Here is a 22133-nt window from a genome sequence, read left to right on the forward strand (position 1 = left end):
AGCCGTACGGCATCCATGCCACGAACGACGAAGGACCGGACGACCATATGACCAAGGACGTCATCGCCCTCACTCAGCGCATGCCCGACCCGTGGAGCATGCTCGCGGGCCTGCTCTCCGGGGGCCCCGACAAGCTGGTGGACGCGGCGGGCGAGGGCGCCGTCGTGCGACTCTGCGACGGCGAGGGCCGACCGCTGGTCTCCGTCGAGGCACCGCTGCTCGTACAGGTCGCCGGCGAGGCCGAGCGACTGCTCGGAGCCACCCCGCCGCCCGTTCCGTACTGGTGGACCGAAGCCCGCGCCACCACCGGCGTCGAAGAAGCCGAGCGGCTCGCGGGCACCTTTGCGGCCCGGCTGGCCTCACTGGCCGGCGGCTCCGCCTGGCCACCTGAGGCCACGCGCTCCTTGGCCGTGGTGAAGACCGAAGGCGTCAGTGTCGCGCCCGCACCCGCTGCCGCGAAGCCCACCGTCGACGTCCTCACCGACAAGGTCGCCGTCGTCATCCAGGACCGCCCGGTGGTCGCCATGACGGCCTGGCTCTCGGACGCGTTCCGGACCGCCGCACACGCGGAGCTGGGCCTCCAGGTCGTCACCCCCGCAGGAACCACGCTCTCCCCGGCCGTACGAGACAGCCTCAGCACCTGGCCCTCCCGCTGGGTGGTACGCGACGAGCCGGACGGCTACTACGACGGGCTGTCCGGCGCCGTACTGCGCTGGCAGGAAGGAATGTTCGCACCGGTAGCGACGGCCGCCCCGACCGCGGACGACCCCCGCACCCCGGTGGCCGCCTCCTACCAGGAGGCCACGGCCACCGACGAGCGCCAGCTGGCCGTGACCTTCCGCGCGGTCCACCCGGCGGACGACCGCCTCGTGCTCGGCGGCGCACTGGAGTCGATATGGCGCGAACTCACCGGCGAGCCCCCTGCCGGATGGGGAGCCGCGGAGCCCGCCAACCTCCCCTGGTCGCCGCGCCAGATCACCGACCTCGCCTACGAAAGGGCCCCCAAACCCACCTGGTTCGTCGTGGTCGGCTCCCCGGACCGGCCCGGCCTCGCCACCGTGCGCATCAGCCGCACAAAGGCGGGCGTGGAGGAACACGTCACGCTGATGTTCGGCTACGGGCACGATGAGGAGCCGCCGGTGGACGCCTTGCCCAGGGCGGCGGAGCTGCTCGCCACCCGCCACCACCTCCAGTCGATGCTCGTACAGCTCCGCAAGGCCCGCCGCGACCTGGCGGTGCCGCCGCACTTCGAGGGGCCCGGCGTTCCTCTGGCCTTTGTGCTCGGCGCGGAGGAGGTCCGCCAGATGCCCGACGACCGTGCCCGGCGCACCCCGCTGTCCCAGCAGCCCGTCCCCCTCGGCCCGAAGACCCGTCCTGCGCTGTATTACCCGCTGCAGGGCGACCCGTCGGACCTGTCCGGCTGGCAGGACTTCGAGCGCCTGATGCGGCATCTGAAAGGCGCGTGAACACCAGGGCCGATGGGGCCGGGAGGCGGACCTCCACACCAAGCACACTGCAGACACGGGTCAATGGGCTCCGGGCGACTTTGAGGCGTTGTCACACCCCTTCCGTAACATGGGGGTTGTGGATTGCACCGGTGATGCCCCGGTTGATAGGCATGACCGTACAAACGATCGTCAAGTCTGGCGGGGGGAGCCTGATGAAGTTCGACATGGGGGCGCAGACGCTCTCGACCCTGAGGTCGCAGTCGCAGGGGTCGGGTACGGAGCTGGGGACGTTGATCCGCCAGCTCGTACAGGCAGCTCAGCCGTTGGAGGGCAAGTTCAACGGTGCGGGCAAGGCGGCGTTCGACTCGTTCAAGTCACACGCGGACGAGATCGCGGCGGAGTTGAACAGTTCCCTGACCGCCATTGTGGGCGGTCAGTCGGGGATGGAGTCGGCGTTCAGCTCGGGTGACCAGGAGCAGGCTGACAACGCCCGGTCGCAGATGTCGGCGGCGAACTTCGACGCGGCCCGCTTCTCGGGCCGCTGAGCGCCCGATTGCGGCGGAAGTACTTCAGATCCCAGGGGGAGTGATTGTGATGGCTGCTGGTAGTGACCGTCGTTCGTACGACACGGCGACGTCGGCGGAGACGCAGGGCAACATCCAGGCGGTGATCGCACGCCTGGAGCAGGTGATCGCCGCGCGTGATGCGCAGGTGAAGGCGGCAATGTCGGATTTCGCGGCGGACGGTGTCGCCGACGAGTACCACGGCAAGGAACTGCGCTGGAACCGTGCGTCGCAGGAGGTCAGGAGCATCATCCAGTTGCTGAAGACGACGCTGGAGAAGAATGACGGGACCGCGCACCACACGCTCGCGCGCGCGAAGGCTGCGGTCGACAACATCGGCTGAACCGGTGGGGCGCACCGGGAGGGCGAGCACGCCTTGCGTCGTGCGCCGGCAGGCTGTCGGCCGTGGGGGACGGCGCCGCGCGGATCGTGTGGCGGCGGTGGTGCAGGAAGTATGTACGCAGGGGGGCGTTCATGGCGTCATGGGACATTCAGCCGCAGGGAGTGCAGGGCCAGTTGAAGGTCGTCGGCGCGCATGCCGAGGATCTGGGGAAGGCCCTCACCACCCTGCTCGCGGACATGCGGGAGGCGGCTGAGGCGGCAGGGACCGCCGTGCCGGGCTCGCAGGCCAAGACGGTGCCGGGCGGTCTGATGGCGTCGGAGTACAAGCCAATAGGACCGGTGGCTCCCGCCTTGCTGCCGCAGAAGGCGACGGGTCCGGTCGGTGCGGCGTTGGCCCAGTACGCGACGCAACACCAGACGGACTTCAAGGCGATGGCCGATCGGTGTCAGGCCGCGGTCCTGGGCGCGGCCAAGGCCACCCGTGAGTACGTCGAGGGCGATCTGGAGGCGGCCAGGCACGCCCAGAATGCCGCTCGGGCCGTGCGGGTGGATGCTCTCAAGGACGCTGGGGGGAAGAAGTGAGCGATGCACCGGTCGACCCGGCCGAGGTACCGGTCTTCACCGGCGATCTGGCCCTGCTCGAAACCAAGGTGAAGGCGCTGTCCGGCGGCGGCTCCAAGGTCGCAACCGTCGGCTCCGACGTCCACAAGTCCTTCGGCGGACTGGCCGCCTACTACAAGGCGCCCGAAGCGGAGCAACTGTTCGGCGTCACCAAACCGGTGGCCGACAAGGCGCACCACCTGAGCGAGGACATGCATGTCATCGCCAGGGCCCTGGGCACCTACGCCCGCGAGATCACTCCGCTGGTCCACCAGCTCAAGCAGCTCAAGCAGGACGCCGCTGACTTCCGCGCCAAGGACGCCGCCGACGATGATTGGAACGAGGACGGCGATCTGGTCGAGGAGAACCTCAACCGCCGCAACAAGATCGCCGAGGTCTGGGCCGCGTTCCAGGAAGCCGAACGCGACTGCCACGCCAAGATCGTCGGCCTGGTCGGCGGCAAGGCGCTCCACACGATCGACGGCTCCCACCCGACCGGGTACGGCTATGACGCCGAAGCCCTCAAAGCCTCCAAGAGCCTGCCCTGGGGTGACGCGGTCGAGGAATCCGTTCCCTGGTGGCAGGTGTGGGAGCACGCTTACGACTTCGGCAAGGGCGTCATCGTCGACGGTGCGTGGGGCACCATCAAGGGCCTGGGCACCCTGATAGGCGTCGACGGCTGGGAGGCCGCCGGCCAGGCATGGACCGGTCTGGCCAAGCTCTCCACCGGCGTGACGATCACCATGTTGCCCATCGTGGGCCCCGCCTTCTTCGCGATTCCGGGGGACAAACTCCCCTCCTGGCTGCGGGACTCGCGCACCGCAATGAAGGACACCGGCAAGGCACTGGTGGCCTGGGACCAGTGGGAATCAAACGGCTCCCGAGCCGCCGGCGCGGTCACCTTCAACGTCCTGACCGCCATCTTCACCCGCGGTGGCGGCGCCGCCGTGTCGGGCACCGGCAAGGCCGCCGCGGCGGCCAAGGCCCTGTCCATCGCCGGTAAGGCGGGCGAGGTCATCGACCCGATGACGTACGTCTTCAAGGGCGCGGGCGCCGGCATATCGAAGATCGGCGACGCGATGGCCCACCTCAAGGGCCTCGGCCACGTCGAAGCCCCGAAGATTTCCGAGGGCGCTTTCAGCCTGCCCGAGGGCTCCGTGAAGATGCCCGACGGCACGGTACAACTACCCAAGGGCGCCGCGATTCCGGAGGGGGCGATCAAGCTCCCTGACGGCAGCATCAAACTCCCCGAGGGCACGATCACCCTCCCGCCGAACACGGTGAAGTCGCCCTTCGACGGGCCGGGGAAGTACCTGGATGGCGACGGCCATCTCTACAAGGAGGACGGGAGTCTCTTCCAGCGGGCCGAGGACGCGCCCACAGGCAAGCCCGCCCAACCGGCTGCGGGCGCGGACAACCCACGGCTCGAAAACCCAGTCCGCCAGGAACAGCCGGTCCCGGCCGGCGTCGGTGGACGGGGCGAGGAGGTCACACGGGTAGGGTCGGACATCTCCGATGCGGGCCGTGCCGGCGATAATGCGGGCCACGGCGGCATCGTTCCGGGTGGCAACGCGGGCACCCACCCCATCGGCGGCACAGCCGACAGCGTGCCCACCAATAGCCACACTGAGCCATCCCCCTCGGATGGAACACACACCCAGGCCACCACGCCCACGGGGCCCGAACACGGCGCCGGCGACGGGCATGGTGTCCCACACCAGGGTGGGCACGACGGACAGGCCGGCGGCCATGATAAGACGAGTTCGTCCGACGCCTCCTTCGGGAACGGTGGTAGTTCGGGCGGAGGTGAAGCCGGACAGCCCGGCCTGGGTGACGAAGGCGTGCCAGCACCTGCCGAGCACCTCCCCGGAGGGACCTCCGAGTCGTCGATGCCCATGGAGCGCGATGGCGAGCTGGAGCAGCATCTTCGCGAAGCGATCAAGGGGCTCCCAGGCGCCACGCGCCCCAAGCCGAACACTCTTGAACTCGTGCTCACCCGCCTGTCCGAGAATCCGCGCGGCCACGCGGTGGCCGACGTCATTGCTTCGGGGCGGTTCAACCGCAGTGAGAATTTCTCCCAGGTGGTGTCGAGCCTGGGGGCAAAGAAGATCGGAATGGTCGAGCCCGGCCTCGACCAAATCATCTTCGCCAACGACCTGTACAAGGGGGGTGTGCCTGCCGAGTCGATCAACTTCGAGGTGAAGACCGCGGCTGGCGGAGACATCGACGTGCACGTGCGTGCCGAGAATGGCGAGGTGTACGGATACCAGATGAAGCGGCTGAGCGACCCTCTCGACCCGGTGAGTGAGATCACGCGTGGGAAGTACCTCGGCCAACTGGCCAAGTCCGACGTCAACCACCGCATCATGCTTGTGGACGGCCAAGGAACCGTCGCCCAGTGGACGGAGAACGGCTCCTTCCAGGCGCTCATGGACATTCACCAAATCGGTCGCAACGGAAACGGCCTCGGAGCCGGGACAACGTTCGTCATCAGGCTCGACGACGGCTCGCTTGTGATACCTCCTGGAGCCAAAACCGACCCTAAGGACATGCTGTGATCACTACCGAGCCCGTCGGCCAATGGTTCTGGGAAGTCGCCGTGGACGTCACCGACCGGCGCGGTGCCGCAAACGCCTTGGAACTGTTCACCGCCGTCCATGCGCAGATGACCCACCAGGAGATGGCCGTGGGATGGGGGCGGACGACCATGTCCCTCGTTCCTCGCGACGCTGTCGCGCAGCCATTGCTCACATGGCAGGGTTCCTCCCCGGCCAGCGAGTCGGCTGCGGTGGACCGCGTCGGGCTGGTCGCCGGGCGCATGCTGTCTGTGCAGAGCGATGTCCCCGGCGTCTGGTTCGAGTCCGGAACCGGCCACCGGGCCGAGAAGCTGTTCTCGTTGGGCTTGGACATCTGGGGGGAGGGCGGAGGCGTGGTTACCCTGTCGACGTTTTCGGACGCATGGCTAACGCTCGATCTACGCGAGCGCGCGCAGCCCGCTGTGCACGCGGAGAACGCCCCACGCCTCGCAGCGGCCCTACGGGGCATTTCCGAGGTCCTCGGAAGCGCGCCCGACCCCGGTGATCCCACCCCGCATGCCCACGCCACGGCCACGGGTTTCGAAGACCTATCCGACGAGGGGGCCGACTACGACGACTCGTGGGGGACGTTCGAAGTCCCGGCGCGCTGGCAGAAGCTGATGAAGCTGCTGCCGGACGGATATCCGGAGCAGTGCTACGAGAGCTGGACCGACGGCCCCGTCCGGTACGCGAAGGTGCTGAGGCGGGATGGGGTGATGGGCTACCTCTGGGCTGGCACAGCCGAAGATGCGGCGGGCTACGAGCCACGGACCGCGGCTGGTGAGGCTGCCTTCGAGGAAGGCGTCCCGTGGCTGATGCACTTCGCGAAGGCGCGGCAGGCGGGGGTGCCCCCTTTGGACGCACTCCGGGAAGCGGCTGGGTCCCACGGGGTGTCCGAACTGCATGACATCGGTTCGCTCGACAGGCTGCAGGAGTACTCCGGCCGGTACTGAGCGCCGGCCGGCCAGCAAGGCTCTCCGGGGCCGGCTCGGAGGTCAGTTCAGCATGGCACTCGCCGACGCACTCCAGTGGAGCAAAGAATGCTGGAGCACTGAGAGTCGAGCCGTGCAGGGCCTGGTCTAGTTGCTCTTGGCCCGCCGGCCATGGCCTGCTTCGCCCTACGACGGACTTCCCCGTTGAAGGGTGGAGTCGGCGTGCCTGAGCCGTGGCGCTCCTTGAGCGGTCGAGTGGGCTGCTTGAGTAGCGGAGGTGAGGCAACCCCATGAAGATGCTTCCGATTTTTGAGAAAGTTCACGCAGAGCGTCGAGGCATTTCCCAGCAGGCTTCCCTTAGCCAACTGGTAGGGTGTCTGCCCCTCCCTGCGTGAGCCAATGGGCAGTACTTGTCCGGTTCCTACTCCCTCATGCGGCTGGAAATATCCAAGACTCGATGAGTGCAGACAGGGTGCAGTTGTCCCCTTTGGGTACTGCACCGATGGAGAATGGGTATGGCTCGCATACTGGGGGTGCTGTGTGCAGCAATACGCCGTGCAGCGCACCGATAAATTTGTCGAACATGCGCGGAGATGTAACTTCACCCCGGCCACTCTGTCTGGCGAGGAACTGGACCGGGCTGAGGGAGAATTCAACGAGCAGCTTTTCGACCAAAGCGCTTTAGCTCCTCTGAGTGCTGGCAGGACCCTTTGAAGAACGTGGAGCTCCGGCCTACGAAGGCAGCAGAGTCGAGATAGCGCACACCCGCCCAGGCCGAGTCTTCGGCGATGGGCCCATCGGTGATTCGTGGTCGAAGCCACGCATGTACGCGCCGGTCGGGGAGAAGACGAAGTCATCGATTCGTGACCGCTGCCGTTCCGCACAGAAGACCTCTTCGGTCTCTCGGCCGTTGGGCATCGAAGGAGTAGCACCTACCGGTAGTCAGCCGAGTTCAGCACGGCTTGGCCACGACGGCCGTCACAGGTTTCACAGGAAGCGGCCGTGTCCCTAAGATCACCGTTACCGGTTGCGGCCCGACGGGCTTCCCCACGAGGACATGCCCCCACCCGCACGAGTCACTCGTGCCCAGGGGGAACCACCTCGTGTCCATGCTTCTGCTGAAATTGGCAGCGCAGGATCTGCTTACCTTGAACTCAAGGCGCCGTATGGTGCCGCACCTCGCCGCCAGATGGCGGCACTTCCGGGGGGCTGACGCCTCGCGGACGGAACGTTCCGCGTGGGCGGAAAGCCTGGTCAGCCTCGCAAACGACCTCGTCGCAGCCGGTCGCGGGAACGTGGAGATGATCGTCGAGTGCGCTGCCACACTCGACGAGACCGACCGACAGGATGATCCCAGACTCATCGATGTCGTTCTTGTGGGCCGTCACCCGCAGGAGCACCGACTGTCCGTTCAACTCGTCGAGTTGAAGCGCTGGTCGATGGTGACCAGGGTGGAACGGGCCACCGCGGAGCTAGTACATGTACCGGGGATGGACAACAAGAAGCACCCGGCTCTGCAACTGCGCGAGTACTACGAGGCGTTCACAAGCAGCAGGGGTCCGCTGCACGGACTCGACTTCGAATGCGGCGGTTTCGCCTACCTGCACAACGCCACTGAGGCGTCTGTGCAGGCCCTGATCGACGTGGACGGTCCGACCGGCGCCTATGCGCATGTGTACACGAACGACCGGCGCGAAAAGCTGCTGTCCGACCTCCGGCAGCACTTCGCCGATGAAGGTGGCGCTTCCGCCGCCGAGATACTCCTGCGAAGCATGGGCTTGCGCAATACGCCCCTCCTCGACGCCATGATTTGGTCCCGCGGAGACGACACCGTCTTCACCCTGCGCGGGCGACAGAAGGTGGTGGCCGACCAGATTCTGGAAGCGGCTTCCAAGGTCCTTCCGGACGCCCGGCGTCCCGCTCTTGTCCCGGACGAGCGGAGGGTGGTCTTTCTGGTGACCGGTGGCGCCGGCACAGGCAAGAGCGCCATTGGCCTCCAGATCAAAGCGGAGTTGGAGGCCCAGGGCCGGACGGTCAGGTACGCCAGCGGTAGTCGCGCGTTCAACGGAGCCATTCAGGAGCACGTCGGCTACGGGGACCGGGAGTTCCGGGAGACCTTCACCTACTTCAGCAGCTTCGTCACCACGCCGGACCCACCGCTGGACGTACTGATCTGCGACGAGGCGCACCGCATTCGTGACCGGTCGACCAGCCGGTTCTGGAAGCCCGAGCAGCAGGGCACACAGCCTCAGGTGGACGAGCTTCTCGACGCGTCCCGTCTGACGGTGTTCTTCCTGGACGAGGGCCAGTCCGTGCGGCCGAACGAGGTTGGCACGGTCGATCTGATCAAGGACGCCGCTAGGCGCCACAGCGCCCAGGTCGTGCAAACCGGCCTCCGAGAGCAGTTCCGGTGCGGCGGCAGCGACGCCTACATCCACTGGGTGCGCGCTGTGCTTGGCGTGAAGGGTGAGGCGCCGGGGCAGTGGACACCGGACGGACTCATGCACGTTGAGGTCGCAGACAGTCCGCAGGAACTCGAACGGATCATCCGTACCGAGGCCCTCGCCGGTGCATCGGCGCGTATGGTCGCGGGCTACTGCTGGCCATGGACGAAGCCACTGGGCAAGGACAAACGGCTGGAGGCAGACGTCCGCATCGGCGACTGGCACCGGCCGTGGAACGCGGACAGCGAGACGTTCTGCGAGAACGAGGCACCACCGTCGAAGATCTGGTCCGTGCACGAGAACGGACTCGGCCAGATCGGCTGTGTGTACACGGCGCAGGGCCTCGAATGGGACTGGTGCGGCGTGATCATGGGTGAAGACATGGTGCGCCGCGACGAGCGATGGGTGTTCCGTCGGGGCAAGGACTGCGAGGGCCCGGAGCCGGGTGTCAAGCGCGTCGCCGTACCCGGATCTTTCGACCCGAAGGTGAAGGCCAGCAGCGTCGACGACGAGGAGTTCGCGCGGCTTGTCCGCCATGCCTATCACGTGCTGATGACCCGGGCGAGCCGTGCGACGGTGCTCTACTCCGTGGATGAGGAGACGCGGGACTACTTGAAGGAACACGTGGGCGAGGTCCAGATCCACGGGCTGCGCCCCACCTGGGAGAACCTGCCGCAGGAGGCACGGGTACCGCACCTGCCCCGGCCTCGGAGAGGAAGGCGTTCCCGCAGGAACCGGAAGAGGCCGGATGCACAGGGGCCAGATCTGCGGCTGTTCTGACCAACGCTGCCGAACAAGGGGAGTGGCGGGCTCTCCGGGCCCGCCACATGCCTGCGTCAGAAGACCAGGCGCGCTGCCGCGGTCAGCGCCGCCACCACGAGATTGGCGGTGACACCCACGGCGACGTCGACCAGGATCTCGCGAAGCCGGTTACGACGTGCAGGCTTGTACTCAACGGGGTTCATGCGTGACCACTCCTCGGTATGAGCTCGAAGTGGCAGGGATCGCCCTACCGGGCATCCGCACTCACACCACGTGCAGCACGCGGTGGAAACCACTCGTCAGTCACAGCCGAGGACCGGCACTGAACACCGCCGACGTACCCTCCGGGAAGGTGCGCAGCGTGAACAACATTAGTACGCACCTGTGTTGAGTGTGAGGGATTTCTGGCCGGCCGTCCGGCCACGGTCATGTGAACGGAGGGCCGCCGTACCAGCTGCTTGTAGCACCTTGGTGGCGTCCGCTACCGCTGTCGGTCCTCCGGGTCCCGGCGTGCGTTAAGAAGCCGCTTTGCCTCGTCCTTCTCTGCGTAACGCCATCTGTCCACGGCGATCCGTACCGGGCGCCGGATGGAAAGGCGCCTGAAGAGACGGAACCGTGCCCTCGTGCCTTAGCGGGCATGACGATTGCGCAGTCGCACGTCGGTCAGCCGTCGTTGTGGAACCGCACCCTCTCTTCGAGAGCCGCACGCGCTCCGTCGAAGTCGGCGAGCCTGGCGGCGACGGAGGCCACGGCGAGTCGCTCGGGTAGCGCGGCGGAGAATTTGAGCCCGTGCACGGCGCGGCGGTCGACGTCCGGAAGCACGAGTGCTGCACCGCCGCCGGCTGCATCATGGCTCGCACGCCACAGGGCGGGGGTCAGATCCTCCCGCAGGCGCACGTAGCAGTCCGTCGGCCGTTGCACGGGATCGGCGATCGACGGCAGCGTTGCTGCGAGTGTCGCATTCGCGCGGTAACCGGCCCAGGTCCACCAGCGCACGTCGCTGCCCTGCCGGGCCACCAGCGTTCCACCCGGATGCACGATGTCAGGAGCCTCTTCCTCCCGCCACGCGGCGAGGCACACCTCAGCCCGTCGTGTGAGCGACACGGAGGGGTCGGCTCCCAGGAGGATTTCTCGCATCGCACGTGTGAGGGCATAGGAGAGCCCGGCCAGCGAGCCACCGGTCCACTTGGCCACGCCGCCGCCGTCGGCCGGCTCGACGAAGGCCCGCTTGCGAGCCCAGTCGATGAACGTCACCTGCCAGCTGCGGCCGCCGAGGAGGAGCCGGCGAGGGCCTGGACGTTCCTCGGTCAGTACAGAAGGGTCTGTCTGCCCGATCTCGGTGCGTCCGGACAGGACGGTGAACTGCGGGGGCGCGGTGAACGATGCGGTCAGTTCGATGAAGTGCCGTCGGCCGAAGCGCCGTTCGGCTTCGGGTCCGATGAACAGCAGGCCATCGTCCTCGTCGAGAAAGCCCTGCGTCACCAGATGGCGCAGGACAGGCGCTGCCGAGCGGTCGAAGGGGGCCAGTCCGTTCCACTGTTGGTGCCACAACTGGTCACCCATACTCTGCTCCTGGAGCGTGGCGGCCAAGAGCTGTTGAGCCACCAGGTGGCGTGGCTCGGGCGGTGCCGTTACCGGCTCGACCCAGCCCCTTCCCCAGAGCAGGAGCAGCGCCGCGGCCTGGAGGAGGCTGTCTTTGCGGGTTGCCAGGAACAGACAGTTGCGTGTGCTCCCTGGGCGCCGCCCCGTACGGCCGATGCGCTGCAGAAACGAGGCGACAGTGCTGGGAGAGTCGATCTGGATGACGCGGTCCAAGTCACCGACGTCGATGCCCAGTTCCAGCGTGGAAGTGGACACGATCACGCAGTCCCGGGCCTCGGCGAAGGCCTGCTCGGACCTGGCTCTCTCCTCGGCCGACAGCGATGCGTGCGACAGGAACACCGTCACCTCACGCTCGCGCAGCGCCGCACCCAGCTGTTCGACCTGCCGCCGGGAATCACAGAAGACCAACCGCTTCTCACCCCGGTGCAGTGTGGCGATGAGTTTGGCGGCATTGTCGAGGGAACCTACGTAGTCCAGCTCCACCTCACCCGCCGGGCGTGCGCTCTCCGCGGTCGCCCCGCGGTTCGACGACACATCCGGTGCGGGGGCCAGGTCCGGTGCGATGACCTGTGCCGGTCGCTTTCCGGCCCCCGAGCCCTGCAGCCAGGTGAGCAGGTGCTCCGGATTACCGACGGTCGCCGACAGTCCGATCCGCTGGATGGGACGTCCTGTGACTCTTTCCAGGCGCTCCAGCACCGCGAGCAGGTGCCAGCCCCGATCGTCCCCCGCGAAGGCGTGCACCTCGTCCACGACGACCGCCCGCACACGTCCCAGAAGGTGTGCGTGATCGGTTTTCACGCCGATCAGCATGGCTTCCAGGGACTCCGGTGTGGTGAGCAGGATGTCCGGGGGTTCGGTGCGGATGCGCTGCCGCTGCGACTCCTTCGTGTCGCCGTGCCACAGCGCGGCACGGCGCCCGAGCCACTGAGCGTAGGCGTCGATGCGCGTCACGAGGTTGTTGAGCAGCGCCTTGAGCGGACACAGATAGAGCACGGAGGTGCCGGTCCAGCCCTGCTCCGACATGGCCGACAGCATCGGCAGACACGCTGCCTCGGTCTTTCCACCTGCTGTGGGAGCGAGAAGAACCGCGTCCTCGCCGTCCATCAACGGATGGATCGCTGCCCGCTGTAGCGGTCGCAGGTCAGGCCAGCCGAGCGTGTTCACCACATGGTGGAGGACGACCGGGTCGAGCCGCTCTACGGGGTCCTCGTCGTGCGCGGGGAGAGTGAAGCCCGGGGGAGGAGCGACATTCGCGCCCTCGGCGCCTGCCATCACACGTCCAGTTCGATGTCGTCGGCCGAGGTTCCGGCAGCCGAATTCCGTTCCACGTCGGTGAGTTCGCTGTTGATTACCGTCAACTTGTAGTGCTGCCTGGGGTCGAAGTCATCGAACTGGTCGATACGGTCGAGGACATCGCCCACCAGTTTCTTCAGGTAGAGCCGTGGCGCTACCCCCACCTTGCCGCCAAGCGCTCCGCCGACGGCTCCGGCGAGGTCCGCGACGTAGGCTTCATCCGCGAGGGCTCTGATGCGGTCGGGGGCGGCGGCTCCCGCCGCGTAAAGATCGCGGATGGTCACGCCGAGGTTCATCAGCGATTCCGATGTGAACCCGGGCAGCCTCAGCTGCACCGCGCGTGGATTGTCGAAGCGGGGGTCGGTGGTGAAGTCCGTGGCGAGGCGCTGCGCGAGCGGGGCGAGGCGCTGCACACCCTGCTGGCCGTCGTAGAAAGCCGGGGTACCGGTGATCACCAGATAGAGGCCGGGGAAGCGGCCCGAATGAACCTCGTCGATGAGCTGACGCAATGCGTTGAGCGCTTTGTCACGGGCGTCGGACCGCACCCGCTGGAGCGTCTCCACCTCGTCGAGGACGACGAACAGCCCCCTGTGTCCCGAGTCGCGCAACACGGTCAGCAGGCCCTGGAGAAAACCCAGAGCTCCGAAATGGTCGAGGTCGCCGCGGACTCCGGCCGACCGTCGTGCCGCCGCGGCAACGTGCGGCTGGCCGCCCAGCCAGGCGAGAACAGCCGCCGCCGTTGCTTCGTCGCCCTCGGTGAGTGCGGCCCGGTAGCCGCGCAGCGCAGTGGCGAAGGACGGGGCGTGCCGGGAGACTTCGGCCAGTCGGGCCGTCAGCAGCTTTTCGACCTCATCGGTCAGCTCCTCCTCGCTCGCTCCGGCCGCCAGAGCGTCCTCCTCAAGCGCGTAGAACCAGGCGTCCACAATCGGCCTGAGTGCGCTCGGGGGGAAGCTAGCGGTGGTCAGCCGTTCGGTGAGGCGCCTGTATACGGTCTCGAGCTTGTGCAGCGGAGTCTCGGTCTCCGAGACCTGGGTCTCGGCCACGGCGAAGCCGAGGCGTTTCGCCCGCTCTCCCAGCCATCGGGTGAAGAACGTCTTGCCCGATCCGTACTCGCCGCGTACGGCTTTGAACACCGACCCGCCCGACGCGACCGCATCCAACTCGGCATCGAGCGCCGCCTCGAACCGGCCCAGGCCGGTGGCCAGCAGATCGAGCCCGCTGTCGGGCACGGCGCCACGTCGCAGCGCGTCGATGACCGTCCGCCTGCGGGCAGCGGAGGCGGGGGACACGGGATTCGGCATTGCGGAGCTCACCGGTCCAGTCTCTCACCCGACGCGGCCGGGTCAGCGTTGTCGCTGCCGCCTCGACGGCGCCCAACTCGTATGTGTCGCAAGGTTGCTGTGTGAAACACTCGCGTGGTGTTGCTGACCTACGTCGATGAGTCATACGACAACGACCGCTACTGGATGGTTGCTCTCGTGGTGGCCGAGAAGCATCTGCGGTCGCTGCACCGCGCTCTCGACTCCGTCGTGACCAAGGCTGCAGAGGAATACCCGGTCGACCGCCATGCCGAACTCCATGGGCACGCTCTGGTGCACGCCCGGGACGACTGGCAGCGGATGGGTCACAAGGGCCGCAACATGATCCGTGCCCGCATCGGTGTCTACGGCGACGCCATGAAGGCGATCGGTGCGCATGATGTACGCGTGATAGTCCGAGGGCTCGACCTGCGGGCCTACTGGGCACATCACACCGATGACGGGCCGTTCCGGCCTCCCCACGAGGTGGTACTGCGGCACCTGCTGGAGCAGATCTGCGACCATGTGCAGGTGCGGGAGGAGCTGGCCCTGGTGATCGCGGATGAGATCGACGGAGCGGACGACCACCGGCGCCATTTCCGTGACTACCAGCAGGTCGGTACGGGCGAGAGCATCAGCAACACCCTTCCGTGCCTCGTCGACACCATTCACTTCGCACCGTCGAAGGCGAGCCGGCTGTTGCAGGCCGCGGACCTGATCGCATATCTGCACCGCCGGCTGGTCAGCGGCCAGGACGCCGACGCCCGAGCGCGTAAGGCCAACGAGACGCTGTGGTCCTTCGTCGCGCCTCGTGTCGCTCATCAGCACTGCTGGACTCCGCCGCAGCCCACCTGCTGACCAGCACAAAGGCCCCGCATCCGCGGGGCCTGAGGCGAACCGGGCGTCAGTTTCTTGAGGACGTCCCTACGGCCGAGGCTAGCACGGCGCCCTGCTGACCGGCTGCCCCCGTACGGGTTCATTCCAGCCCGAACTGCTCCCGCAGGAGTCCCTGGTGCAGGCGCAGGGTCCGCCCGTCGGGCAGCGTCTCCAGGACCTGGACTCCGTCGTAGTTGAGGAGCTGACGCAGGACCGCGGCGAAGCCGTCCGCGCGGCTGAGGGGGAAGTCGACGCGCTGCGCCAGGGCCGTCACGGGCAGCGTGCCGCCCGCGTCGAGGAGAGCACGAACCGCCTGTTTGAACTTGTCCATGTCGCGCTCGCGCGGCTTGCGGGCCAGGAGCTCGACCTGGTCCTGGAAGGGAGCCGAGGCGAACAGCGCATGAACCAGGGTCTCGGCCTGAGGGAGCAGCTCCGGGGTGATCAGTGCATCCCCGTCCGCGTCCGCCGGGACCAGGACGACGTCGAACAGGGAGTCGTGCGTCCGGGCCAGTTCGGCCTGCGTCTTCGACGGTTTCTGCCGGGGCTGGCTCTTCGCCGGGGAGGCCGCCTCGGGCGGTGCCGGTGCGGGCCGGGGCGCCCGTTCGTCCAGGAACCACCAGGCCGGCCGCTGGTCACCCAGCTCCCGCCACTCCTTGGGCGGCGTTGCGCCGAAAGGCAGAAAGGCGAGGACGGGGATGGTGAACTCCGCGAGGGAGGCGCCGCCGTGGTAGCCGGCCTTGAGGGCGGTGTAGCGCGAGTCCGCGTCCCACAGCGCGACGATCGATGCACCGGGGTCGGGCCAGACCACCCGTGGACCGCTGAGCGCGACCTCGGTCGCGCCCGGAGCCTCGTCGGGCAGGCGGTGGCGGGCCGATTCCGGGGCTCCGGCCGCGACCCTGCTGCCGTGCCGGTCCACCACGTGCCCGTGGTCGCTGGTGATCAGTACGGCCATGCCCTGCGCCGCGGCCACGCGCAGCAGATCGACGAGCCCCGGGAGGTGGTGTGCCCGCCACGCCCCGTCGCCGAGCTTCTGTTCCTTGGCCAGTCTGTCGTCGATGGCGTTGAGGACGACCGCCACATGGGTGCGGCCGTCGGCGAGCGCCTCGCTGAGTGCGGGGCCGAAGGTGTCCCCGGCGCTCTGGGCGCGCAGGTCGTCCTTGTGGAACACCGCGGCCGGGGCGCCGCCCCACAGCTTCTGCGCGGGGAAGAGCCGCTTCTCGTCGGCCTGCGTCCCTGTCAGCAGCCGGCCCGCGAACAGCGACGTGCGGGAGACGGCGGTCAGGGTCGGCAGGGCGGCCGCCATGGCCCGTCGACGCGGCTTGTCTTCCTTCACCGGGTCGAACTCGGCCCAGGACGAACGGAGTTCCTCACCCAGTTCGGTGGCGATCGCCGCGCTCATGCCGTCCAGGACGAGCAGCAGGACGCGCCGGCCGTCTCCACTGCGGACGATCGGTTTCACGACCCGGTCGAGGAAGGACTCCACCGTCAGCATCGAATGCGGGGGTGTGCCCGCGGCGGTCCAGACCGCCAGGGCCTGCGCGAAGTGCCGGTCGATCTCGTGCCGCCGTTCCCGGACGCGTGCGGCCAGCCTGTCGTACGCGGTCCTGAGGACGGGGTCCGGGTCGCCGCCTGCCTCGATGTGTTCCAGGGCCTGGTCCACCCACCCCGTCTCCCTGATGTGGCGCTCTACTCCGTCGCCCGTCGAATCACATGCGACGCCGGGTTCGCCGGCAAGCCACTGCGCCAGACGCTGACCCATCCGGGCCCGCTCGATACGGGCCCGTGCCTCGGGGCCCTGGGCGCGCCGGTGCGTGCCCAGGGCGCGGACGGCCTCCGCCAGAGGGCCGGGCCGGCCGGTCTCCAGGGCCCGACCCACCGCTGTGAAGCGTGCTTCCAGCCCGGTGGGCAGCAGTGGGCTGGCCTGGGCGGCGGTCTCCGCCCCGAACTGGCGGACCAGGGCTGATGCCCGGTCCAGGACGGTGTCGCTGATCCGGCGCGCTTCACGGGCCTCGTCCGTCTCGCCGCCCGTGTCCCGGGCGGCGGTGGTCAGCAGGACCCCCGCATACTCCTCGCAGGCCCGCCCGAACGCGGACGCGAGAGCGTCGAGCCGATCGCCGGTTGCCGGGGACTGTTCTCCGAACCAGCGCTCGGCACGGCCGCGCGCACGGTAGATGTCGGCGTCCGGCACGGCGTGCAGCCACAGCGCCCCGCACACGAGCCCGAACGCGACCGCCTCCTCGCCGTGCTCGGCCTCGACGAGGGCCAGCAGCGCCTGTCCGGCCAGGCCGGCCTGGTCCTCCTCGCCGAGGAACTCCCGCAGACCGGCGCGTTCGGGACCCCGCAGCTCCAGCAGCCGCTCGGGGCCGCCGGGGCTCAGGGACCAGCCGAGCAAGGCGTGTGTGTCCAGGGTGTCGTCGGTGCGGGTGTGGTGCGGTCCGTCCGCATCGCTGTCGTACCTCCCGAGCCTCAGCCGTCGCAGCGTGAGTGCGGAAAGGGCCTTCTGCCGGGACAGCACGCCACCCGCGAGCGCGGGCCAGCCACCCGGCGGGGTGGCGTCCAGCAGGGCCTCGGAGGCCCAGTTCGCGTTCTTGAGCCGGGTGTCGACCTGCGTGGCTCCGAACGCCTCGCGCACCACTTCCCAGCTGTCGACGGTGTCGATGCGCTTTTTGTGGGCGCGGGCCAGGATCGCCGGGTCCAGTTCGCTCTGCTCGCGGTCGGTCAGCACGACGAGGACGTCGGGGCCCGCCGCCTCCGTGTCCTGCTCCGCAAGATGGTCCAGGAGCAGTTCGTGGACGGCGAGCGGGGAGGGGGCCGCGGCGACTCGGGCGGTGTACCCGTTGCCCCACGCCGCCTCGGCCGGGCCGTCCCACTGGGGCGCGGAGCGCAGCAGGACGGCCCGTCGCCGGCCACCGCCCGTGAGGGAGTCGGCCAGCGACGTCTGGGACGCCAGATACTGGGTGAGGGTCGCGACGTTCAGTCGAGCCACCGCCACCGGGGTGCTCGTGGCGCTCATGACTCGACGACCCGCCAGGTGATTTCGACCGCGGCGCCGGGCTCGCTGGCCGCCAAGTCGGCCAGCTCCGCCTGCAGCTCGGCCACCGCACGAGCCGCGGTGGTAGTGCGGGCGCCGCTGGACCGCGGCGCCGGAATGCGGCCGGAGGCGGGCGCCGGAGTCCTGTCCTGAGGGACGGGCGGGTGGCTGGTGGCCGTGTTCAGCGACACCTGGCTCGCGCTCGGGGAGACGGGGGGCGCCGGAGGGGGAGTGGCGGCGGCGCGGTTGCGCTTCACCAGCGCGAGGACCTCGCGTTGCGTACGGACCAGGGCGTCCCGCAGGTCGCTGGTCCGCTGGTCGCTGCCGGCCACGTTCCGCAGCGAGTCCAGTAGGGCCTGCCCCTCGGGGCCCTCGCTCGATGCCAGGTCGAGAGTGGTCCAGGACGCGGCGTCGAGTGCCTGGGCGACGGCCCGGGCCTGCTTGACCGAGGCACCGAAACGGTCGGCGCTGACCTGGCCGAGGTCGAAGGAGGCGAGCGCCTCCACCGTCTTCTTCGCGCCGGCGGCACCCTGCCCCGCGGCCTGGGTGAGGGCCTTGAGCAGCTCGACGGACCGACGGGCGAGCGCGAGCCGCCCCGCTTCGTCCGTCCCGTCGAGCCGGAGAAATCCCGCGTGCTCCTCCAGCTTCCGGACGAGATCTGCCGCGTGCTCCTGATGGGAGCGGGCCTGTTCCGTGATCTGGCGGGCGAACTGGTTGACCATGCGTCCGCGCCGCAGCGTCGGAGCGGTCTCCCCGAAGATCGTCGCGAAGCGGTGCCGGGCGCCGTCCCAGGCTTCCTCCGAGGGGAGCGGCTGGCTGCGCAGCCCGTCGAGGTCCTTGATCTGCGACAGCTCGGGAGCGGGGTCGAGCGGCATGCCGCCGCGCACCCACACCCGGTCGTCCATCTCGGCGAACGCGGCGACGACCAGGCGGGTGAGGAAGTCGGGCAGCCCGCGCGGCTGCGGCAGGTCGGTCCAGTCGGTGAGCGTGATCAGGGAGAGGTCGCTGGTGACGCCGCGGTCGCGGACCAGCTTCCGGAAGTGGTCGGCCCAGTACAGGGACAGCTCGAAGTACGCCTCCTTCTGCTGACCCAGGCGGAGTGGGCCCGCGATGCGCTGTACCAGCTTCCGGTCGCCGGCCGGGACCTCGGTCCGGCCGTCGCGGGCCTCTGCCGCGGCCCGGATATGGGTGAAGACCTTGCGGGCGTCGGCCGCCTTCACCGTCGTGCCGGTGGCGTCGGGGTCCAGATCCGGATGGTCCGGGTACTGATGGGCCAGCAGCCTGCCCGCGATGTGCCGCAGACCGTCCCGCAGGGACTGGCCGAAGGACAGCGTCAGCCCGTCGACCTCGCGCAGCGACTGGAGATGGTCGCCGAAGCCCAGCTCCACATCGGTGGCCTTCTTGTCGGCCAGCCCGTACGCCTGCTTGAAGGCGGCCTTGACCTTGTTGAGCAGGGACTCGCGCTGGGTCTCCAGGAGTCCCTTGGCCCGGGCGCGATTGTCGGCGTTGAGGTGACCGGCGTACTGGCTGTCGAAGCGCTGCTCGTCGGCGAGCGCCTTGTCGATGACCACGAGGCGGCAGAAGTCCGTGTACCGCTGTGCGGAGAGGTGGGCCGGCAGCCAGGCGACGGTACGGGACCGCTCGCCCTGGTGCTGCTTCTCGCGCAGCCGCTGCATGCGGTTGGCGTCCTCGACGGGCCCGTATTCGCTCTCGTCGTACGGGAAGTCGACGACGATGCGCCACAAGCCGTCCTCCTGCGGCATCAGGTCGTGGTCGGGCAGCTCCTCCTCATCGGCCACGTTCCCGAAGACCACCTCGGCGCTGCGATGCGTGCCGCGCCACGCAAAGTTCACCCGGTCGGTCAACTGCCCCTCTTCGAGGCCGAGTTCCTCTGCCAGCAACCGCTTCGCGAGCGCCTGCCGGTTGCCGGGGTTGTCGTTGACCTTGGCGTTGGCGATGACGGAGTCGACGTCCACACCGGTCAGTTCGAGACGCACACCCGGATTGGTCTTGGTACCGGTTTCCTTGATCTCCGGGAAGCGGCCCGCCCATTCGGCGACCTTGTCCTTCAGGACGCCGTACTCGCGTCCAGGGATCGGTGCGACGACGGAACCGTAGTTGAGCGCGGAGAGCCGGCGAATGGTGAGATCGGCGAGTGCGGGCACGCTGGGCGCGAGCGCGGACAGCAGCAGGGTGCCGATGATCCGGTTGTCGCCGACGAACGTCTTCACCCGGCCCCGCAGGTCCGGGTCGGTGATGCTGTCCGGGCCGCGGTGCGTGTACTGCTCGACGTCCTCCTCCGACACGTTGTATGTGCCGAGGAGATACGGCCGCAGCTTGGTGCGGTAGAGCTTGTCGGCCGCTTCGAAGACGACCTTCAGGCTGTCCGTGAACGGCTTGTCGCCGCCGGCCGTGATCAGCGGATACAGATCGCCGACCGGGATCAGATCGCCGAGCCGCAGCTCGTCGCGGTGATCGGCGAGCAATTGCCCCATCAGCTTCATACCGGTCCGGTTGCGCTGGAGCGCGGAGGAGACATGGACGAGGGTGTCCATGAAGGCCGGCGAGAAGGGGTACGTCAGCCGGAAGCTCTCCTCGTCGGCGCCCACCCCGTCGGCGCCCCGGTCGGAGCCCAGCAGCGTGTCCCACACTTCCTGGCGGATCTTGCGGGTCTTCTCGAACTCGGCGGTGACGAGCGCCGCTGCCTGGGCGTCCTTGGGCTGAAGAAGGCGGGCGTGGGCGACCTGCGGGAGGTTGCGGTCCTCTAACGTGATCTTGTCGAACCGCCCGGATGCCAGGTTGAGGGTGTCCTGGATGGACGACTCGGCAGCGCCCGACACCTCCTCGCCGACGAGTTCCCGCAGGTCCCGCTGCCGGGCTATGAAGGACACCACCGGGATGGCACGGCGCGCATCGCCGCCCTCCACAAAGTTCGTGATCTTGCTGGCCTCGCGGGCCACGAACTTCTGGTCGTGGATCAGGGTCGCCAGCCACAGAATCAGCTCATCCATGAAGAGGATCAGCCCGTCGTAGCCGAGCGACTTGGCGTGTTCGGCGATCACGGACAGCCCGGCATCCAGCGAGACGAAACCGTGCTCGTCCTCGGCGGCGTTCTTCGTGAAGCCCGGCAGCAGGTTCGTGCTCGCGTCCTGGACGAGCCGGGCCCGCAGCTCGGCCGGCGTCGACGGGCTGACCAGGTTCAGGGCCTGACCCGACTCGTGCACCTCTTCGGCGGCGAGCGCGGTGTCCAGCAGATCCGGCTGCCAGGCGAACGCTTCGCCCCACTCGTCGTCCTCGTCAGCGTTGCCGGAGGCGTCGGTGGATGCGAGCCCGTCGATGATGAACCGGTCCCCGTGGCGCTCCCGCAGCGACCGGATGTTCTCGAAGAGCGCGTCGGTCCGGTACACCTGCGGTGTCGGCGCGTCCTCGTGCAGCTTCTTCACATGGCTGACGTAGCCGCCGAGGATCCGTTGCTCCAGCGCCTTGGCCCCGAGCATGTGGTACGGCACGAGCAGGAACTTCTTCCCGTCCGTGCCGAGCCACTCGTGCTTGGTCAGCACCGGGTCGAGGTCGGTGCGGGACCGGGCGGCGGGGCTTCCGCTGAGCAGGGCGTGCAGCACCGCCATGAAGTGCGACTTACCGGAACCGAACGAGCCGTGCAGATAGGCGGCCTTCGACGTCCGCCCGTCCAGCGCCGCCTTGATCAGGCCCAGCGCCTCGTCGAAGTTCTCCAGCAGCCGCTCCGTGACGACGTAGTCCCGTAGGGCGTGTGCGGCGCCCTCCCTGGTTGTCGCCTCGGACAGCTGGAGGACGAAGTCCGAGGTGGAGATCGACTCCTTGATGTCGATGACATCGCGGAGCAGGGGCGGCTGTTGGGCCAGGGCCATTGCGGGTCTCGCTCTCCTTTTGGTGCCGTGCGCGCCGTCGCGATCCGTACGGGCGGGCGGGTCTCGTCGGGACCACTCTCATCCCGCAGGACATTGTCCGGTACACGGTCGGTTCTCCGGTCGGTCCTTTGCCATCTTGTGCCAACCCGTCGCCTCGTTGTTCCTCGGCGGGCTCCGGACGCAAGCGGAACGCCGGCATGCCTCGTAACCAGATCTGCCGTTTCCGAAACCACCTTCTCGACTGCCTTTGAATTAGCACCAGTTAGGGGACGCCAGGAGCATCGGTGTGGCGGGGCGTCAGCCGCCAGAGCCTTCGCTGTGCGGTGCCATGCGGGGCCGGTCGCCTGGCGCGCGTGTCCCCCTTCGATCGTGCCTGCGGAGATTCTCCGCCTTGGCCGCGCGGCGTGAATTAGCTTGCCTGCGGGCTCATTACGACAGTTCGCCTGCGCAGGGCAGTGAGACACGTCGACGGCGGCTGT

Annotated in this window: 13 protein-coding genes; 8 read left to right on the forward strand and 5 right to left on the reverse strand. The window is 68.4% G+C overall.

Annotation, left to right across the window (positions count from 1 at the left end):
• The first annotated feature begins 47 nt into the window (after positions 1–47).
• The 7 genes from BKA18_RS28190 to BKA18_RS28220 all read left to right on the forward strand — a co-directional run bounded on the left by BKA18_RS28190 (position 48) and on the right by BKA18_RS28220 (position 9685).
• Positions 48–1466 carry a DUF6177 family protein gene (locus BKA18_RS28190; RefSeq protein ID WP_366046582.1) on the forward strand — a complete coding sequence of 473 codons (1419 nt, stop codon included), beginning with the start codon at positions 48–50 and terminating at the stop codon, positions 1464–1466.
• A 194-nt stretch (positions 1467–1660) separates the two neighbouring features.
• On the forward strand, positions 1661–1993 hold the full coding sequence (locus BKA18_RS28195) for a hypothetical protein (RefSeq protein WP_366046583.1): 333 nt from the start codon (positions 1661–1663) through the stop codon (positions 1991–1993).
• A gap of 49 nt (positions 1994–2042) precedes the next feature.
• Positions 2043–2354, forward strand: a complete 312-nt coding sequence (locus BKA18_RS28200; RefSeq protein WP_093485732.1) for a pore-forming ESAT-6 family protein — start codon at positions 2043–2045, stop codon at positions 2352–2354.
• A gap of 131 nt (positions 2355–2485) precedes the next feature.
• Positions 2486–2935 carry a DUF6507 family protein gene (locus BKA18_RS28205; RefSeq protein WP_366046584.1) on the forward strand — a complete coding sequence of 150 codons (450 nt, stop codon included), beginning with the start codon at positions 2486–2488 and terminating at the stop codon, positions 2933–2935.
• A gap of 68 nt (positions 2936–3003) precedes the next feature.
• Positions 3004–5511 carry a hypothetical protein gene (locus BKA18_RS28210; protein WP_429638701.1) on the forward strand — a complete coding sequence of 836 codons (2508 nt, stop codon included), beginning with the start codon at positions 3004–3006 and terminating at the stop codon, positions 5509–5511.
• Positions 5508–6482 (forward strand): hypothetical protein, encoded by a 975-nt coding sequence (locus BKA18_RS28215; protein WP_366046586.1) that lies wholly within the window; start codon positions 5508–5510, stop codon positions 6480–6482. The genes BKA18_RS28210 and BKA18_RS28215 overlap by 4 nt, the downstream gene beginning before the upstream one ends.
• A 1088-nt stretch (positions 6483–7570) precedes the next feature.
• On the forward strand, positions 7571–9685 hold the full coding sequence (locus tag BKA18_RS28220; protein WP_366046643.1) for a DUF2075 domain-containing protein: 2115 nt from the start codon (positions 7571–7573) through the stop codon (positions 9683–9685).
• Positions 9686–9741: 56 nt separating this feature from the next.
• On the opposite strand, the gene BKA18_RS28225 is transcribed toward BKA18_RS28220, so the two are convergent.
• From BKA18_RS28225 to brxD, 3 genes are all read right to left on the reverse strand, one after another.
• Complete coding sequence (locus BKA18_RS28225) at positions 9742–9870, reverse strand: DUF6408 family protein (RefSeq protein WP_366046587.1); 129 nt, start codon at positions 9868–9870, stop codon at positions 9742–9744.
• Between the two features lie 460 nt (positions 9871–10330).
• Positions 10331–12541: a DEAD/DEAH box helicase gene (locus tag BKA18_RS28230; RefSeq protein ID WP_366046588.1), complete on the reverse strand. Its 2211-nt coding sequence runs from the start codon at positions 12539–12541 to the stop codon at positions 10331–10333.
• Positions 12541–13863: a BREX system ATP-binding protein BrxD gene (brxD, locus tag BKA18_RS28235; RefSeq protein ID WP_366046644.1), complete on the reverse strand. Its 1323-nt coding sequence runs from the start codon at positions 13861–13863 to the stop codon at positions 12541–12543. Before brxD ends, BKA18_RS28230 begins: the two co-directional genes overlap by 1 nt.
• Positions 13864–13980: 117 nt before the next feature.
• On the opposite strand from brxD, the gene BKA18_RS28240 reads away from it, so the two are divergent.
• Positions 13981–14718 carry a DUF3800 domain-containing protein gene (locus BKA18_RS28240; protein ID WP_366046589.1) on the forward strand — a complete coding sequence of 246 codons (738 nt, stop codon included), beginning with the start codon at positions 13981–13983 and terminating at the stop codon, positions 14716–14718.
• Between the two features lie 118 nt (positions 14719–14836).
• Here the strand turns inward: BKA18_RS28240 and pglZ are convergent, their stop codons facing one another.
• The gene (gene pglZ / locus BKA18_RS28245; RefSeq protein WP_366046590.1) at positions 14837–17749 is read right to left on the reverse strand and encodes a BREX-2 system phosphatase PglZ; all 2913 of its coding nucleotides are present in this window, start codon (positions 17747–17749) and stop codon (positions 14837–14839) included.
• Positions 17746–21654 carry a BREX-2 system ATPase PglY gene (gene pglY, locus BKA18_RS28250; protein WP_366046591.1) on the reverse strand — a complete coding sequence of 1303 codons (3909 nt, stop codon included), beginning with the start codon at positions 21652–21654 and terminating at the stop codon, positions 17746–17748. The genes pglZ and pglY overlap by 4 nt, the downstream gene beginning before the upstream one ends.
• Positions 21655–22133 lie beyond the last annotated feature (479 nt).

Source organism: Streptomyces auratus (assembly GCF_050433025.1).
Taxonomy (GTDB): Bacteria; Actinomycetota; Actinomycetes; order Streptomycetales; family Streptomycetaceae; genus Streptomyces; species Streptomyces sioyaensis.